Raw genomic sequence first — 16,304 nt, forward strand, 5'->3', positions numbered from 1 at the left:
ACGAAAGAAAACGATGCGAGATGATTTGATGTCTCCCTAAAGGTCGATACCTGTATGGTGCCGGTTGCCGTTCAGGGTTTGCACTGGAGTGACACCATAAATCACCTTGTACTGGTTGGCAAAGCGCCCCGGACTGCTGATGCCGTGCTGAAGTACGATATCGGTCACACGCTGCCCTTTCGGAGCTTCCAAAAGAGCTTGGTGGATTTGCTTTATGCGTTGCCGGGTTATATATGCTCCGGGGGAAAGGCCTAAAAACTGTCTGAAGCCGTATTGCAGGGTACGTATCGAGACACCCGCCTGATGGGATAAAGCCTCGAGCGTGATGGGCTTGGTGATATGTTGCTCGATATAGGCCTTGGCGTTTTTGACGTAATGGGGCAGTGGCGAGGCGGTATCGCTCATATGCTGGCTATAGGTGTGGTTGAAAAGTCCCAAAACACTATCACAGAAGTAATCTTCCACTCGCTTGATCTGCGCCTCATCATTGGCTGGCTGAAGACGGTTCAGCGGAAAATGGCAGAGATAATGGATCGTGCTGAGCAGGAAAGCTGACCCCGGCGAATGGGCCGGTGCGTAATGATCGAAGAGCAGAGGCCCTCTGAGGGGTTGCGCTAGATGCTGGCTGAGCCGCTGCTCCAACAGTTGGCGGGGAACGCGTACGATGATGTTGTGGCAGTTGGGTGAAGTGTGAATTAGTGACGTCTGGCAAGGGGATGTGATGGTGGCGCTTCCCTGCACCATACGCACTTGACGGTCCTTGTAGAAGATTTCCCCTTGCCCCTCCAGATTAATACGGAACAGGTAGACGTTTGGTGTCGCTTCCGGGGCGATTTCGACGTGGGCGCCATAGCACAGCTCGATGATCGCTAACTCTTTGAAATGTAAAACACTAAAGCGCGATGAAAGCCTGGTTCCATTGTGAAGGTGCATGCGATGCGGGCACAGGTAGTGCGTAACGCGCTCGACAATGGCCTCTTTTGAGTCGGTGTGAAGCACGCCGTGCCGTTGCAGCATAAATGACATGGTAGCCATGGTTTACCTCAAAGAGCCGACCTTCTGCCTGCTTTTTTGGGTGAGAATGACGTTTGCGCAAGTGATGCCCGCTTACACGTCATTCGATATCTGCTAGGATTGTCCATTATTTTTCTTTGGGTAGCCGTTTTCTATGGTCGAAAAGGAAGGACTTTCCTCTTCGTTTTTTCCGCTGGCCGATGAATTCCGCTCGCGTGATTTTCCCTTTTATTGGGTTGCAAGGCTCAACGCGAAGTACAGTGCCGATATCGATGCGTTGCTCAAGCCGCATGGACTGAGCTCGTCCAAATGGCGCATTTTGATGATATTACATGAGCAAGGGCGCTCGAGCATGTCGGATATTTCGATCCATGCTGTGGCAAAGCTATCTACCACGACCAAGATCGTCTACCGTATGCAGCAATTGGGCCTTTTGAAAACCGAACAAAGTCCTCAGGATGGGCGTGTCACAGAGGTTGAACTCACTGAGGATGGTGAGGAAAAGCTTATCATCGCGCGAGAGGTGACCGGGCGCCTGGTCGAGAAAGCCTTTAACGACTTTAGCGCTCAGGATATTGTCTACATTAACCAGTGCCTTAGCAAAATTTTCCGCAATCTGAATACCATTAGATAGGCTGAATGGCACGCGGCGGCTGAGTCGCGCGCGTGTTGCGATGCTGAAACGCCACAGGGCCCGCAAAAGCGGGCCCTGTGGCGTTTGGGGTCGGTTCCGCTAACGCAGCACACCCTCTTCGCGCAGCAGCGCCATGATCGCCTCGGCACCCTGGTCGGGCGTCGCATCCTCCAGTACCTTGCCGCCGCCACCGCCGCTTTTGGCCGCCGCGGCCTTGAAGCGGTCGCGCGCCGAGCCGGACTTGACCACCTTGAGGCGCGCCGGGCGCTTGCGCGCCGGGGCCACCTGCCACACCGCCTGCAGCTCATCGGCGCGGCTCTCTTTTGCGACCGCCTCGAAGCCACCACGTCGTGCCGGGCCGAAGGCGCTCTGGCGTGCCGGCGCGGCGCTCTGGTCGACGGTGGCGACAAAGGGCAGCCGCACCCGCAGACGCCGCCGGCGACCGCGCGGCAGCGCCTGCAGCAGGGTGGCGGTATCGCGTTCGATCTTTTCGATGGCCGCCAGGCCGCCCACCACCGGCCAGCCCAGTGCCTCGGCCAGCAGCCAGGGCAGCATGCCCGAGCCTTCGCCGGTTTCGGCGTGTGCGCCGGTAAGCACCAGCCGCGGCGACTGCGTGCGCAGCGCCTCGACCAGCGCCGGCACCACGTCGGCATCGGCGTTCTGTTCGATCAACTCGAGGCTGTCAAACCCCATGCCGAGATAGCCGCGCAGGGCGCTGTCGCTGTCGTCGTCGTGACGGCCGGCGTGCAGCAGGCGGGTGTCGGCCTGCTCGAGGCCCAGTGCCAGCTCCACTGCACGGGCGTCCTGGTCGGCGCGGCGGGGGCGGCCGGTCACCGGGTGGCGGCCCACCGAGACCAGTACGGCCACCCGCGGGCCGCTTCGTAAGGGGGCATGCTCAGGCGACATGGCGTGTCTCCTGCTCGGCACGCCAGGCGGCGACCCGCTCGGCGAGGGTGGCAAGAATGGCCTCGGCGTCGCCGATCACGGCCAGATCGGCGCGCTTGACCATATCGCAGTTGGGGTCGAGGTTGATGGCGATCACCTTGTCGCAGCGCTCGATGCCCTGCAGGTGCTGCACCGCACCGGAGATACCTACCGCGATATAGACACGTGCGCTGACCCAGGTGCCGGTGGCGCCGACCTGACGGTTGCGCGGCATGAAGCCGTTGTCGACCGCCACCCGCGAGGCGCCCTCGGCGGCCCCCAGGGTGCGGGCGGCATCGTGGTAGCCATCCCAGTCGCGGATGCCGTTGCCGGCGGAGAGCACGAATTCCGCCTCGGCCAGGGCCACCTCGGCGGGGTCGATGGCGATCTCGCCCAGGTCCTCGATGCGCGCCAGCCCTTCCGGCAGGCTGTGCGCTGCCTCCAGCGGTCGGGCGGCGTGCAGGGTATCGCTGACCGGTTCGGCGCACTCGGCCAGTGCCAGCACCATGCGTGGCAGCGGCCGAACGATATCGCTGCTGCCCGCCGCGCCGCGCGCCGTGCAGCGCCAGCCGCTGTCACTGTCGGCGGCAGTCTCCAGCTGCCAGACGCCGGTGGCCGGGCGCTCGCCCAGCCGCGCTGCCAGCCGCCGGCCCAGCTCGCCGCCGCCCAGCGTCGAGTCGGGCAGCAGCCAGTGGCGCGGCGTCAGCTCCTGCTCGACGCTGCCCAGCGCCGCCAGCCGCGCTTCCGGCGCATAGCCGCTGAAGCGCTCGCCGGAAAGCGACAGCAGGCGGTCGACGCCGGCGCCGCCGAAATCGCTCTCGCGATGCTCGCCAAAGGTGATGGCGACCACGGCGCCGGGCGCCGTGGGGTCGGCGTCCGCCAGCCGCCGGGCGAGGCCCAGCAGATCGCGGTCGTGAGAGGAGAGGCGCCCGCCGGGCAGGTCGGGCACCACGGCGATCACGAAGGCCGGGTCGTCGATCTCGATACGCTGGCGGTTGTCCGCCGCCGCCGCGCGGGCGCCGGGTGTAGCGCCCGCGCCGTGCTGGGCGCCGCTGCGATCGATACGGCGGATGCCGTTGGGGCCGATAAAGCCCACTGCGCGCGGGTCGCGGCGGGTGACGCCGTTGGGGCCCAGCCACTCGGCGGGCGAGGCCGCCCCCGTCGCTGCCAGGGCGGCGTGTTCGGGGTGCAGACGGTTGCGCAGAATCCACTCGCGACGCGGGTCGCGGCGTACGGCGCTGGAAAGATCCAGGTCACTCATGAGGTCACCTCCTCGGTATGGCGCCTGCTGCTCTGGCTGTCGGATGTCGCCGCGCTGCCATTGGCCGGCGCTGCGTCGGTGGCCAGCGCATCGGCAACCAGTTCGGCAAGGTCGCGCACCTCGGCGCCGGCATCCACCACGCCTTCCAGCATGGCGGTGCACTGCGGACAGCCCACGGCGACCAGATCGGCGCCGGTGCGCTCGACATCCTGCATGCGCATATCGGGAATGCGCTGCTTGCCGGGCACGTCGGTAATCGGCGCGCCGCCGCCGCCACCGCAGCAGCGCGAGCGGTAGCCGGAGCGCGCCATTTCGGTCAGTTCGACCCCCAGCGCTTTCAGCACGCGCCGCGGCGCTTCGTATTCACCGTTGTAGCGACCCAGGTAGCAGGGGTCGTGATAGGTCACGCTACCGCGCTGGCGGCTGTCCAGCTGCAGCCGCCCGCTCTCGATCAGGCGATCGATAAAGCCGCTGTGATGGTAGACCGCGTAGTGGCCGCCGTAGGCGTCGTACTCGTTTTTCAGCACGTGGAAGCTGTGCGGGTCGCAGGTGACAATGTGGTCGAAGCGGTAGCGCGCGAGCGTTGCGATGTTGCGCTCGGCCAGCGAGCGGAAAGTTGCCTCGTCGCCGAGCCGGCGCGCCACGTCGCCGCTGTCGCGCTCCTCGTTACCCAGCACGGCGAAATCGACGCCGCCGGCCCGCAGTACCTTCACCAGCGCGCGCAGGGTGCGCTGGTTGCGCATGTCGAAAACGCCGTCGCCCAGCCACAGCAGTACCTCCGCCCGGCCGCGATCACTCATCAGCGGCAGCTCCAGGTCGGCCGCCCAGTACAGACGCGAGTCGGGGTCATAGCCGCCGGGGTTGTCGGTGGCGATCAGGTTGTCGAGCACCACTGCGCCCTTGTCCGGCGTGCTACCGCGCTCCAGGGTCAGAAAGCGGCGCATGTCGACGATGGCGTCGACGTGCTCGATCATCATCGGGCACTCCTCGACGCAGGCGCGGCAGGTGGTACACGACCACAGCGTATCGGCATCGACCAGCGCCTTCTCCTGTACGCCGACGATCGGCCCGTGGGCGCTGCCGGAATGTTCGCCGACCGGCTTGCCGGGGTAGGGCGAGCCGGCGTAGCGGGCATCCGAACCGCCCGCCATGCCGACCACCATGTCCTGAATCAGCTTCTTGGGGTTGAGCGGCTGGCCGGCGGCGAAGGCCGGGCAGGCGGCTTCGCAGCGCCCGCACTGCACGCAGGCGTCGAAGCCCAGCAGCTGGTTCCAGGTGAAATCAGCGGGCTGGCCGACGCCCAGCGGCGTGTTGCTGTCGTTCAGGTCCAGCGCCTTCAGGCCGGTGGAGCGGTGCTCGCCGCCGCGCCCTGCGGAGAAACGTTCGGGGCGGCGGTGAAAGGCGAGATGCAGGGCGCCGGCGAAGGCGTGCTTCATCGGCCCGCCCCAGGTCATGCCGAAAAACATCTCCCCCAGCCCCCACACCACCACGGCGCAGAGCACCAGCGCCAGCACGATGCTGCCGAGGTTGGCGGGCAGCACGCCGGTGGCCGGCAGGGAGACGATCAGAAAGCCCAGCGAGAAGGCCATCAGGCTTTTCGGCAGGCGCATCCAGGGGCCCTTCGACAGCCTGGGCGGTGGGTTGATGCGCCGCCGGGCGACCAGCAGGCTGCCGAGGAACATCACCGCCGAGGCGGCGACCAGCGCCCAGGCGAGCACCGGGTTGTCGAAGCCGAACAGGTGCACGACGATGGCCAGCAGCGCCGCCAGCACGAAGCTGCCGGCGGTGGCGACGTGGGTGTGGGCAATGTACTTGTCGCGCTCCACGACGTGGTGCAGGTCCACCAGGTAGCGCCGCGGCATCGCCATCAGGCCCTTCAAAATGGGCACCGGCGCGGCGCGCCCCTGGCGCCACAGCTGCACCCGGCGCACGGCGCCGATCGCCATCAACACCAGCGCGGCCAGCAGCAGAACAGGTAGAATCGTTTCGAGCATGACTTTCTCTCTCCGCTTGAGAGGGTGTTTACAAAATGCCTGCGCTCGGCAATACGGCGTTAAAATCGGCCTCAAAATGCTCATTTACCCCGTGTAAACTCCGCTTTTTCGACCGATTTTGCCTTGTCTTGCCTTCGCTCGCCGAATTTGTAAACACCCTCTGAGAAAGCGTTCAGAATTCCGGGGCCGGCTCGAGGATGGAGCGCTGCAAGGGCGCTGTGAACCCTTCCCTGGGCGCTACTTTCGCCTTCCCTGGCGAAAGACCCTTGCGGCTGCTCGCCCCCGACCCTTGTCCCGTGTTGTTGCCATCCGCCATGGGGCGGTCTAGAAATCCTTGCAAAGCCTCAGCGCGTCATAGATCGCCGCATGGGTGTTGCGCGGCGCGGTGCAGTCGCCCAGCCGGAACAGCAGGAAGCCGTCGCCCTGCTCGGCGAGCGCGGGCTGTGGTTTGATGGCGTAGAGCGCCTCGACATCCACCTGGCCGTGGTTGCGGGATTTCGGTTTGAGGGCGTAGTAGAGCGACTCGTCGGGACGCACGCCGTTCTCGACCACCACCTGGTCGACCACGCGCTCCTCCAGCGCGCCGGTGTACTCGTTCTCCAGCACGGCCACCAGCGAGCCGCCTTCGCGATAGACCTTCTTGAGCCCCATGTCGGAGGTCATGATCACCTCCTTTTCATACAGGCTGCGGTAGTAGGTGGGGAAGGTGGTGCCGCCTACCGCCGAGCCGGGCTTGATGTCGTCGGTGACGATCTCGACCTTCGCCCCTTTTTCGGCGAGGTAGTCTGCCGCCGAGACGCCGGCGAATTCGCAGATGGGGTCGAAGATCAGCACGTTCTTGCCCGGTTCGACCGCGCCGCCGAGGATATCCCAGCTGCTGACCACCAGGCTCTCCTCGCGGCTTTCGTTAAAGCCCCACTCGGGCACCTGGGTCAAAAAGGGCTGGCCGCCGGTAGCCAGCACCACGATGTCCGGGCGCAGGTCGGCGATGGTGGGCTCGTCGGCACGGGTGCCCAGCCGCAGGTCGACGCCGAGGTGGTCGAGTTCCATCTGATACCAGCGGGTAATGCCGGCAATCTGGTCGCGCTGCGGCGCCTGCGCCGCCAGCGTAATCTGACCGCCCAGCGCTTCGCTGGCTTCGAACAGGGTGACATCATGGCCGCGCTCGGCGCTGACGCGCGCCGCTTCCATGCCGCCGGGGCCGCCGCCGACCACCACCACGCGGCGTTTGGGGCCGTCGCTGGCGGTGATGTCATGGGGCAGACCCATATATTCGCGCGACGTCGCAGCGTTCTGGATGCAGAGCACATCAAGACCCTGGTACTGGCGGTCGATGCAGTAGTTGGCGCCCACACACTGGCGGATACGGTCGCTCTCGCCCATCTGGATCTTGGCGATCAGATGCGGGTCGGCGATGTGGGCACGGGTCATGCCCACCATGTCGATATGGCCCGCCTCCAGGATGCGCTGCGCCTGGGTGGGGTCCTTGATGTTCTGGGCGTGAATCACCGGCACGCTGACCACCTGCTTGACCCCCGCCGCCAGGTGCAGGAAGGGCTCCGGCGGATAGGACATGTTGGGGATCACGTTGGCCAGGGTGTCGTGGGTGTCGCAGCCTGAACCGACCACGCCGAAGAAGTCGAGCATGCCGGTGGCGTCATACCAGGCGGCGATCTGCTTCATGTCGTCGTGGGAGAGGCCGTCGGGGTGAAATTCGTCGCCGCAGATGCGCAGACCGACGGTGAAGTCGTCGCCCACTTCGGCGCGAACCGCCTTGAGCACCTCATGGCCGAAGCGCATGCGGTTCTCGAAGCTGCCGCCCCACTCATCGGTGCGCTTGTTGACCCGCGGGCTCCAGAACTGGTCGATCAGATGCTGATGCACGGCGGAGAGTTCGACGCCGTCGAGGCCGCCCTCTTTCGCTCGCCGTGCCGCCTGGGCGAAGTCGCCGACGATGCGCCAGATCTCTTCTTCCTCGATGGTCTTGCAGGTCGAGCGGTGCACCGGCTCGCGGATACCCGAGGGCGACAGCAGGGTGGGCCAGTCGAAGCCGTCGAAGCGCGAACGCCGCCCCATGTGGGTGATCTGGATCATGATCTTGCCGCCGTGCTTGTGGACCGCGTCGGCAAGGTTCTGAAAGTGCGGAATAATGCGGTCGGTGGAGAGGTTGACCGAGCTCCACCATGCCTGGGGGCTGTCGATCGATACGATCGACGAGCCGCCGCAGATGCACAGGCCGCAGCCGCCGCGCGCCTTCTCCTCGTAGTACTTGACGTAGCGGTCGGTGGTCATGCCGCCGTCGGTGGCGTACACCTCGGCGTGTGCGGTGCTCACCACGCGATTACGAATCGTCTGCTTGCCGATCTGGATCGGCCGCATCATTGCGTCGAATGCCATGACAACCCCCTCAGCCCGCGGGCCTGACGATAAAGAGACCGTGATCGTGCCCCGCCTCGGCGCCGCTTTGGGTCTGCTCGGCGACGGTGCGCAGCGAGCTGCCGCGGGCGGCCAGAATCTGGTCCATGGCGCCGGCAAACCAGCCGGTGAACATGTACTCGATTTTGCGCTCCACCTTGCCCATCTGATAGACGAAGCAGGAGTGCTCCAGCCGTACCCGGGCGGTGCCCGCCTCGAGGTCGAACGCTTCGGTAATGAAGTGGCCCCAGCCGCGCTGAGAGAGGCGCTTCATGTAGTGCTCGAATACCGCCACGCCTGCCAGGCCGTGCAGTTCGGCCTCCTTCTCGCACCAGTGCCATGCGCTCTTGTAGCCGGCCCTGTAGAGGATCTCGGCGTAGGCGTCGGCGCCCAGCGCCTCCTCCACGGCGAGGTGGTTGTTGATGAAGAAGTGACGCGGCACGTAGAGCATCGGCAGCGCGTCGGTGGTCCAGACGCCGGTTTCGGCGTCGACCTCGATGGGGATTTCGGGCGCCATGGTGGTCACGGTGATCGCTCTCCAGACAGCGTTGTTATATTCAAAAGTCAGGTTTCAGGCCGCGCTACGCCGGTGCTTTTCACACCATGGCGCTGACGGCCGCAGGGCCGGAGAGGCGTGTGTCAGGCGCGCTCCCCCTTCCCGCGGATTTATTCGCCCCAGACGTCGGCCAGGGTGCGCAGCCAGTTCTCGCCCATGATCTTGCGCACCTGCTGCTCGGAGAGACCGCGTTTCAGCAGTGCCTCGGTCAGGTTGGGGAACTCGCCGACGGTGCGGATGCCCTGCGGATTGATCACCTCGCCGAAGTTGGTCAGCCGGCGGGCGTAGCCCTTGTCGTGGGTCAGCCACTCGAAGAAATCCGGGCCATGTCCCTGGGTGAAATCGGTGCCGATGCCGATGGCGTCTTCACCGACGATATTCATGATGTACTCGATCGCCTCAACGTAGTCGTCGATGGTCGAGTTGGGGCCGTTCTTGAGGAAGGGCGCGAACATGGTGACGCCGACGAAGCCGCCGTGGTCGGCGATGAACTTGAGCGCCTCGTCGGATTTGTTGCGCGGATGCTCCTTGAGCCCGGAGGGCAGGCAGTGGGAGTAGCAGACCGGTTTTTTCGACTCCAGGATCACCTCTTCGGAGGTTTTCGCGCCGACGTGGGAAAGATCGCACATGACGCCCACGCGGTTCATCTCGGCGACGATCTCGCGGCCGAAGTCGGAAAGCCCGCCGTCGCGCTCGTAGCAGCCGGTACCGACCAGATTCTGGGTGTTGTAGCACAGCTGCACGATGCCCACGCCGAGCTGCTTGAAGACCTCGACGTAGCCGATCTGGTCCTCGAAGGCGTGGGCGTTCTGAAAGCCGTAGAGGATGCCGGTTTTACCCTCCTCTTTGGCCTTTCTGATATCGGCGGTGGTGCGCACCGGACGTACCAGGTCACTGCACTCGGCCATCAGCTTGTTGAAGGCCACGATGTTGTCGACCGTGCTCTGGAAATCTTCCCACACCGAGACGGTGCAGTTGGCTGCAGTGAGACCGCCGCGACGCATATCCTCGAGCAGTTCGCGATCCCATTTGCCAATGATCAGGCCATCGATGACGATGGCGTCGCTGTGCAGCTCGCTGGGGGACATGGTGGTGCTCCGGTTGTAATGTGAACTCATCAGTTGCGAGCATATCCCCGCTGCGCTGGCGGGCGGCGTTTGGATGCGACGGGTAAAATTCCAAAAACGTCACGCGCGTCGCGAACGCGACACCACAGGCCGGCCCTCTCGGCTGTTCGTTGACGGCGTGTCGTGCTGAAGGGGCGCGACGTAAAAGGGGCGTCGCTCGGGCGACGCCCCTGCATGGTCGGCGCTGATGCGCCGGCAGTCAGTTCAGCCGGGACAGGCTGGCAAAGGTGGGCTCGCCCTGGGCGCTGGCCAGTGCCAGCAGGGCGCCCGAAACCGGGTCGTCGCTCAGCGGCGCGCCGGCAAAACCGCTGCCCGGAGGCCTTTCGATGTTCTGCCCACTGCCGCTGCTGCGTCCCGAGCGTTCGTCGCGGGGCGGCACGCCGAAGTACTCGCGGTAGCATTTGGAGAAGTGCGGGGTGGAGACGAAACCGCACACCGCGGCCACCTCGATGATCGACAGCGAGGTCTGCTTGAGCAGCTGACGGGCGCGCACCAGCCGCAGCTTGAGGTAGTAGCGCGACGGCGTGCAGTGCAGATATTTCTGAAACAGCCGCTCCAGCTGGCGCCGCGACACGCTGACGTAGCGCGCCAGCTCGTCCAGCTCGATCGGCTCCTCGAGGTTGGACTCCATCAGCGACACGATCTCCAGCAGCTTGGGCTGGGTGGTACCCAGTACGTGCTTGAGCGGCACGCGCTGGTTGTCCTGTTCGGTGCGCATGCGTTCGTAGATGAACATTTCGGAGATGCCCGCCGCCAGTTCGCGCCCGTGATCGCGGCCGATCAGATTGAGCATCATGTCCAGCGGCGCGGTGCCACCGGAGGCGGTGAAGCGGTCACGGTCGATCGAGTAAAGCCGCGAGTTGAGCGCCACGTCGGGGAAGGACTCCTTCATCGACGGCATGCACTCCCAGTGCACGCTGCACTCGTAGTGGTTGAGCAGGCCGGCCCGTGCCAGCGCCCAGCTGCCGGTACAGATGGCGCCCAGCCGTCTGAGCTGACGCGACTGTCCCTGTAGCCAATTCACGTGCTCGGGCGTGACGCTGCTGCGCGGCGCTACGCCGCCGCAGACGATCACCCAGTCGAGCGCCGGGGCGCTTTTCAGGCTGGCATCGGGCGTCACCTGTAGTCCGTCGCTGGCGCGGATCGGTGCGCCGCTGGCGGAGAGCGTGTACCAGCGATAAAGCTCGCGGCCGGCCAGCTGATTGGCCATGCGCAGCGGCTCGATGGCCGACGACAGCGAGATCAGCGTGAAGTTGTCGAGCAGCAAAAAACCGAGCGTCTGCGGTACCGCCGGCCGGTCATTGGCGGCGGTCGCGTTCGTTTTGCGATCCGTATCCATCCTGTCATCTCCTTCATCTTTTTGCTCTTGTTGGAATTTGGGTTTTGCCGGTACGGAGTGCCGCGATATCACAAACCTGATCGCCGGCTTTTATCGTCCATCAGGGGGAAGATAAAAAGCACCGACCTGCATGTCGCATATTGACATGAAGGCAGTGGGCGCTGCCCAGAGGTTTCAGAATTGCGACGTGGCGATGTCGCATATGGAATATAACGGGTCGTAGCCATGCTACGAAACGTCTATATCATTTGATCTCAGGCGCTCTATTTTGGTGAAAATGACCCTTTTTGGTGCGCGTTAGCGACGTTCAAAGGATCTGCCTGCCTGCCGTAGTCATGTCGATGCTGTAGAGTTCGCCCCCGGTTTTTATAGCGTCCGAGCCAGCGCTTCAGCGTCGATCCCGCTGATCGAATGCTGGCTGGTCAGTGTCATCGCGACTCGCATCTCCTTTTCGAACAGTTCGAGCAGGTGGGTGACGCCCTGCTCTCCCGCCGCCGCCAGCGCAAACAGCCAGGCGCGGCCCAGCAGCACGGCATCGGCGCCGAGGGCGAGCATGCGCACCACGTCGAGACCGTTGCGCACCCCGGAGTCGGCGAGAATCTTCAGCTCGCCGCTGACGGCGTCCGCAATCGGTGGCAACGCACGGGCGCTGGAGAGCACGCCGTCGAGCTGTCGGCCACCGTGATTGGACACCACGATGCCGTCGGCACCGAAACGCACTGCGTCGCGGGCGTCGTCGGGGTCGAGAATGCCCTTGATGACCATGCTCCCCTCCCAGAACTCGCGAATCCACTCCAGATCCTTCCACGAGATCGCCGGGTCGAAATTCTGGCCCAGCCAGCCAATGTAGTCCTCGAGGCCGGTGACCTGCCCCCGATATTCGGAGATATTGCCCAGATCATGCGGGCGGCCATGCAGACCGACATCCCAGCTCCACTGCGGATGCAACGCTGCCTGAAGCATGCGGCGCTGAGCGGCAAACGGCCCGCTCATGCCGGAATGCGCATCACGATAGCGCGCGCCGGGCGTGGGCATATCCACCGTAAAGACCAGCGTGCGCACGCCCGCCGCCCAGGCCTTTTCCAGCGCGTGCTGCATGAAGCCGCGGTCCTTGAGCACATAGAGCTGAAACCACATGGGCCGGTCGATGGCGCGGGCCACCTCGCGGATGGGGCACACCGACACGGTAGAGAGGGTAAAGGGAATGCCTTTGGCCGCTGCGGCCCGTGCCGCCTGTACCTCGCCGCGCCGGGCGTACATGCCGGCCAGCCCCACCGGTGCCAGCGCCACCGGCATCGACAGCTTTTCGCCGAACAGCTCGGTTTCCAGCGATAGCTGCGACATGTCCTTCAGGACGCGCTGACGCAGGGCAATATCGGCCAGATCATCGACGTTGCGCCTCAGGGTACGCTCGGCGTAGGAGCCGCCGTCGGCGTAATGAAACAGAAAGGGCGGCAGCCGGCGTCGGGCGGCGCGGCGGTAATCGGTGGGGGCGGAGATGATCATGTTGTGTCGCTCCCGCCAGGGCACCACTCTGCGGCGCTGCTCCTCTGGCTGTGGTCAAAAAGGGAAAACCTGCCCTCGTGACGAGAGCAGGCACTGTCCAGTGCCGCAGCGTGGGTGAGTCCGTAACCACGCCTGCGACACATCGCGCTGGCTCAGGTCTCTACATATACCACATGCGTGCGGGTGTAGATGGCCGCTATCCCGGCTGGCGCACCATCAGCGTACAGACCAGCCCGTGATGGTCGATCTCGCCCATGTTACGCCAGCCGTGGCGGCGGTAGAGCGCCTGCTGATCGGGCGTGAAGAGATAGAGCGCGGTGTCGCCGCGTGCCTCGGAGGCTGCCACGATTGCTTCGATCAGGCGGTGCGCGATACCCCGGCGGCGATAGCTGGGGTGTACGAACACCGAGGCGAGCCAGGGGCCGAGGTCGGGGCGTGCATCGCCGTCCTGCGCCACCAGGCTGGCCATGCCCAGGAGACGTTCGCCGCTGTGGGCCACCCGGGTCAGCGGCAGTACGCTTTCATCCTCGGCGGCGTGCATGAAGATCTGCACCGAGTCTGCCAGTCCCCAGGGGCTGTACACGCCCCACTGGCCGTAGTTCCAGGCGGCGCATGCCTCGATGAACTGCGGGTATTGTGACAGCGGTGAAATATCATAGGCAGGGCTCACGCGGCCTCCGAGCGATCGAATTTCGTCTATCACACCCGGATTGCATGCTGCTGGCAAGCCGGGGCTTACGCTTCGGGACGATTCTCGTTGAGCGGCAGGTGAATCTCGATCATGGTGCCGCCGTGCTCGGCATCGCGCACGGCGATACGGCCATGGTGGGCATGGACGATCGCCTGCACGATAGTCAGTCCCAGTCCGCTGCCTTGATAGGTGTCGTCGTGTCCCTGATGGAAGGGGTCGAAGATTCGCGCGCGCTCCTCGTGAGGAATGCCGCAGCCGTCATCGCGCGTGCGAATAAAGACCTCGCCCTCTTCAACGCCGAGTGCCAGGTTCACCCGGCTGTCGGTGGGCGAGGCGTTGAGGGCGTTCTCCAGTGGATTGGCGAGCATGGCCGACAGCAGAGAGGGCTCGCCGATCAGAAGCAGTGGCCGTGACGGCAGGGCCAGCTCGAGGGCAATGCCGCGCTCCACGGCGCGCTCGCGATACGTCTCGATCACCTCGCGAGCGATCTCATCCAGTGCCACCGTCTGCTTGTCGATGCCGTTGCCGGCGCGGTCAAGACGCGCCAGCAGCAGCATGCGGCGAATCAACTCGGTCATATGATCGAGGCCCTGACGGATGCGTCCGAAAGCGCGCCGGCGGGCTTCATCGTCGCGGCCGTGCTGTGCCGGCCGCAGCTGAGCCAAACAGCCGGCCAGCGGCGTGCGTAGCTCATGGGCGGCGCTGGCAGTAAAGGCGCGCTGACGGGCGTAGACATCGCGCACTTCATCCAGCCGTTGGTCGAGTTGATGTACCAGGCTGCGCAGCTCGCGCGGCACTCGGCGCTCGGGTAGCGCCAGCGGACGCGGGTCGGTGGGGTCGATGCTCGCCACCTGGCGTTCCAGCCGACGCAAGGGGCCCAGCCCCAGCCATACCGATGCCAGCGATGCCAGTGCCAGTGCGGGCAACAGCCACAGAAGTGGCGAGTCGAAGTCGCGATGCAGCGCCTCGACGCTGGCCTGCTGCTGCTCGAGGCCGAGGGCTACGCGCACGGTCAGGCCGCTGCTTTCATCGATAGCAGTGTAGAGGCGCCAGCGGCGTCCGTCGATCGCCTGGTTGCTGAAGCCGGGGGTTGCCGGGGTTTCAGCGGTGGGGAAATCTGCCGAGCGCAGCACGACCCGCGAGCGACTGCGCAGCTCGAAGGCGGGCAGGGCGTCACTCGGTGCGCCGGCGCCGGCCAGGGCGCCATCCGGCAACGCCTCGGCGCCGCGCTGCCGCTGAATCTTCAGGACCAGGGTGGCGGTGGCGAGCAGACGGTTATCGACCTCCTGACGCGCGCGCTCATCGATACGGCCCTGGTTGTTGGCCCAGGTGGCAATCCAGATCGCCCCCAGCAGGACGAGCAGCCAAACCAAAAGGCGGGAATGAAGGCTGGTAACGCGCACGCTCATGTCGCCAGCCTATAACCTAGGCCGCGTACGGTCTGGATACGCTCGGCACCAAGCTTGCCGCGCAGCTTGTGGATCAGTACCTGCAGGCTGTTGCTCTCCGGGCCGCCCTCCCAGCCGTAGAGGCGCGCTTCCAGCTGTTCACGCCCCAACGATCGGCCGGGGCGCTCCAGTAGCGCCTCCAGCACGGCGAACTCATAGGCCGACAGGTTGAGCGTGCGGTCGGCCAGCCAGGCGATGCGGTCGCCACGATCAAGGCGGATATCACCACAGCTCAGGGTGTTGTCGGCATGGCCGTGGGCACGGCGGTGCAGTACCCGCAGGCGTGCCTCCAGCACTTCGCTGTCGATCGGTTTGACGACGTAGTCGTCGGCGCCCATGTTGAGCGCACGGATACAGTCGGCATTGCCTTCGCGGGCGGTCAGTATAAGTACCGGCGTGCGCCGGCCGCTGCGGCGCCAGTGCATCAGCACCTCCAGCCCGGTGCGGCCCGGCAGGGTCAGGTCGAGCACTACAACATCGAAGCTGTCGGCCTCCAGTGCGTGCATGGCGCTGTTACCGTCGGTCAGCCAGTCCAGGGTGTAGCCTGACAGTCTGAGCCCTTCGCAAAGGCCTTCGCCCAGTATCTCGTCGTCTTCCACGATCAGAATGCGCACGCGGCCTCCGTGGCGTTTGTCGCTGTCTGCTTTCTCCAGGGTAGTTCAGATGCGCCGTGCCATCACCGCCAGGGCTACCCCCTTGGTAAGCGAGACAGTGGCCACAACAGGCGTTGGCGCTAATGCCTGATTAATCATCGCTGTACAGGGTAGTGATTGTCGGCTCGCAGCAAAGTACTCGGCGGGCCGCATCGCTGATGTGACAAGGTTCACGGAAAAGGAGAGCATGGCATGCGCAAGGAAATTATACTGGGTCTCGCCCTCGCACTGGGCAGCACCGCCGCTGTTGCCTCGTCGTTCGATACCCTGGATAGCAATGGTGACGGCAGCGTCAGCAAGGATGAATTCTACGGCTCGATCGGCGACTGGGGCACCTACAGTGACTGGGATACCACTGGTGATGGCCTGATCGACGAGGATGAGTTCGATACCGCCGTGGCCGACTGGGACAGCGACTGGACCTACGACTACGATACCTGGGACGTTAACGGCGACGGCTATCTCGATTCCGGGGAGTTCTACGACGGCATCTATACCACCTGGGATGCCAACGAAGACGGGCACTGGCAAAACGGCGAGTGGGACGACGCCGGCGAAGCCGGTGTATGGGACACCTGATTCCCGCCAACGACCGTTCGAGGCGGCCGGGCATTTTGCCCGGCCGCTTTTTGTTTGCCCGGCGAAGCCGGCAAACCCGGACACCTGAAAGAAGGTGTCGTCACCCTGACTGAGGGGAAGACAATCCGACTGGCAAGGGCGTCACTGGCCAACGGTGGGGTCT

General features: G+C 64.7%; 14 protein-coding genes. 2 read left to right on the top strand and 12 right to left on the bottom strand.

Annotated elements, in window-relative coordinates; genetic code table 11:
• Positions 1–36: 36 nt before the first annotated feature.
• Positions 37–1,035, bottom strand: a complete 999-nt coding sequence (locus H146_RS0101525; RefSeq protein ID WP_019950085.1) for an AraC family transcriptional regulator — start codon at positions 1,033–1,035, stop codon at positions 37–39.
• A 133-nt stretch (positions 1,036–1,168) separates the two neighbouring features.
• On the opposite strand from H146_RS0101525, the gene H146_RS0101535 reads away from it, so the two are divergent.
• The gene (locus H146_RS0101535) at positions 1,169–1,648 is read left to right on the top strand and encodes a MarR family winged helix-turn-helix transcriptional regulator (protein WP_019950087.1); all 480 of its coding nucleotides are present in this window, start codon (positions 1,169–1,171) and stop codon (positions 1,646–1,648) included.
• A 99-nt stretch (positions 1,649–1,747) separates the two neighbouring features.
• Here the strand turns inward: H146_RS0101535 and etfB are convergent, their stop codons facing one another.
• From etfB to H146_RS0101590, 11 genes are all read right to left on the bottom strand, one after another.
• A complete protein-coding gene (gene etfB, locus H146_RS0101540) occupies positions 1,748–2,554 on the bottom strand; it encodes an electron transfer flavoprotein subunit beta (protein WP_019950088.1) in 807 nt (268 codons plus the stop codon).
• Positions 2,544–3,833: an electron transfer flavoprotein subunit alpha gene (gene etfA / locus H146_RS0101545; RefSeq protein ID WP_019950089.1), complete on the bottom strand. Its 1,290-nt coding sequence runs from the start codon at positions 3,831–3,833 to the stop codon at positions 2,544–2,546. The genes etfB and etfA overlap by 11 nt, the downstream gene beginning before the upstream one ends.
• Positions 3,830–5,827, bottom strand: coding sequence for a (Fe-S)-binding protein (locus H146_RS0101550; protein ID WP_019950090.1), 1,998 nt, complete (start codon positions 5,825–5,827; stop codon positions 3,830–3,832). The genes etfA and H146_RS0101550 overlap by 4 nt, the downstream gene beginning before the upstream one ends.
• A 324-nt stretch (positions 5,828–6,151) precedes the next feature.
• On the bottom strand, positions 6,152–8,224 hold the full coding sequence (gene dgcA, locus H146_RS0101555) for a dimethylglycine demethylation protein DgcA (protein ID WP_019950091.1): 2,073 nt from the start codon (positions 8,222–8,224) through the stop codon (positions 6,152–6,154).
• Positions 8,225–8,234: 10 nt separating this feature from the next.
• Entirely contained in the window at positions 8,235–8,768 is a 534-nt protein-coding gene (locus H146_RS0101560) for a 4-vinyl reductase (protein ID WP_019950092.1), read from the bottom strand.
• 140 nt (positions 8,769–8,908) lie between these two features.
• A complete protein-coding gene (locus H146_RS0101565) occupies positions 8,909–9,886 on the bottom strand; it encodes a dipeptidase (RefSeq protein ID WP_019950093.1) in 978 nt (325 codons plus the stop codon).
• 238 nt (positions 9,887–10,124) lie between these two features.
• A complete protein-coding gene (gene gbdR, locus H146_RS0101570) occupies positions 10,125–11,264 on the bottom strand; it encodes a choline metabolism transcriptional regulator GbdR (protein WP_019950094.1) in 1,140 nt (379 codons plus the stop codon).
• A gap of 366 nt (positions 11,265–11,630) precedes the next feature.
• Positions 11,631–12,770: an FMN-dependent L-lactate dehydrogenase LldD gene (gene lldD / locus H146_RS0101575; RefSeq protein WP_019950095.1), complete on the bottom strand. Its 1,140-nt coding sequence runs from the start codon at positions 12,768–12,770 to the stop codon at positions 11,631–11,633.
• A gap of 196 nt (positions 12,771–12,966) precedes the next feature.
• Complete coding sequence (locus H146_RS0101580) at positions 12,967–13,440, bottom strand: GNAT family N-acetyltransferase (RefSeq protein WP_019950096.1); 474 nt, start codon at positions 13,438–13,440, stop codon at positions 12,967–12,969.
• 65 nt (positions 13,441–13,505) lie between these two features.
• Positions 13,506–14,870, bottom strand: a complete 1,365-nt coding sequence (locus H146_RS0101585) for a sensor histidine kinase (protein WP_019950097.1) — start codon at positions 14,868–14,870, stop codon at positions 13,506–13,508.
• Complete coding sequence (locus H146_RS0101590; protein WP_019950098.1) at positions 14,867–15,523, bottom strand: response regulator; 657 nt, start codon at positions 15,521–15,523, stop codon at positions 14,867–14,869. Before H146_RS0101590 ends, H146_RS0101585 begins: the two co-directional genes overlap by 4 nt.
• Positions 15,524–15,754: 231 nt before the next feature.
• Between H146_RS0101590 and H146_RS20120 the strand changes: the two genes are divergently transcribed.
• Positions 15,755–16,141 carry an EF-hand domain-containing protein gene (locus H146_RS20120; protein WP_019950099.1) on the top strand — a complete coding sequence of 129 codons (387 nt, stop codon included), beginning with the start codon at positions 15,755–15,757 and terminating at the stop codon, positions 16,139–16,141.
• The last annotated feature ends 163 nt before the right edge of the window (positions 16,142–16,304 follow it).

Origin of the sequence: Kushneria aurantia DSM 21353 (genome assembly GCF_000382245.1) — a bacterium.
GTDB classification, from domain to species: domain Bacteria; phylum Pseudomonadota; class Gammaproteobacteria; order Pseudomonadales; family Halomonadaceae; genus Kushneria; species Kushneria aurantia.

Bases quoted from the DNA above. Each gene is read 5' to 3' on its own strand.
- H146_RS0101525 (WP_019950085.1), bottom strand. From the start codon at position 1,035: ATGGCTACCATGTCATTTATGCTGCAACGGCACGGCGTGCTTCACACC.
- H146_RS0101535 (WP_019950087.1), top strand. From the start codon at position 1,169: ATGGTCGAAAAGGAAGGACTTTCCTCTTCGTTTTTTCCGCTGGCCGAT.
- etfB (WP_019950088.1), bottom strand. From the start codon at position 2,554: ATGTCGCCTGAGCATGCCCCCTTACGAAGCGGCCCGCGGGTGGCCGTA.
- etfA (WP_019950089.1), bottom strand. From the start codon at position 3,833: ATGAGTGACCTGGATCTTTCCAGCGCCGTACGCCGCGACCCGCGTCGC.
- H146_RS0101550 (WP_019950090.1), bottom strand. From the start codon at position 5,827: ATGCTCGAAACGATTCTACCTGTTCTGCTGCTGGCCGCGCTGGTGTTG.
- dgcA (WP_019950091.1), bottom strand. From the start codon at position 8,224: ATGGCATTCGACGCAATGATGCGGCCGATCCAGATCGGCAAGCAGACG.
- H146_RS0101565 (WP_019950093.1), bottom strand. From the start codon at position 9,886: ATGTCCCCCAGCGAGCTGCACAGCGACGCCATCGTCATCGATGGCCTG.
- gbdR (WP_019950094.1), bottom strand. From the start codon at position 11,264: ATGGATACGGATCGCAAAACGAACGCGACCGCCGCCAATGACCGGCCG.
- lldD (WP_019950095.1), bottom strand. From the start codon at position 12,770: ATGATCATCTCCGCCCCCACCGATTACCGCCGCGCCGCCCGACGCCGG.
- H146_RS0101585 (WP_019950097.1), bottom strand. From the start codon at position 14,870: ATGAGCGTGCGCGTTACCAGCCTTCATTCCCGCCTTTTGGTTTGGCTG.
- H146_RS20120 (WP_019950099.1), top strand. From the start codon at position 15,755: ATGCGCAAGGAAATTATACTGGGTCTCGCCCTCGCACTGGGCAGCACC.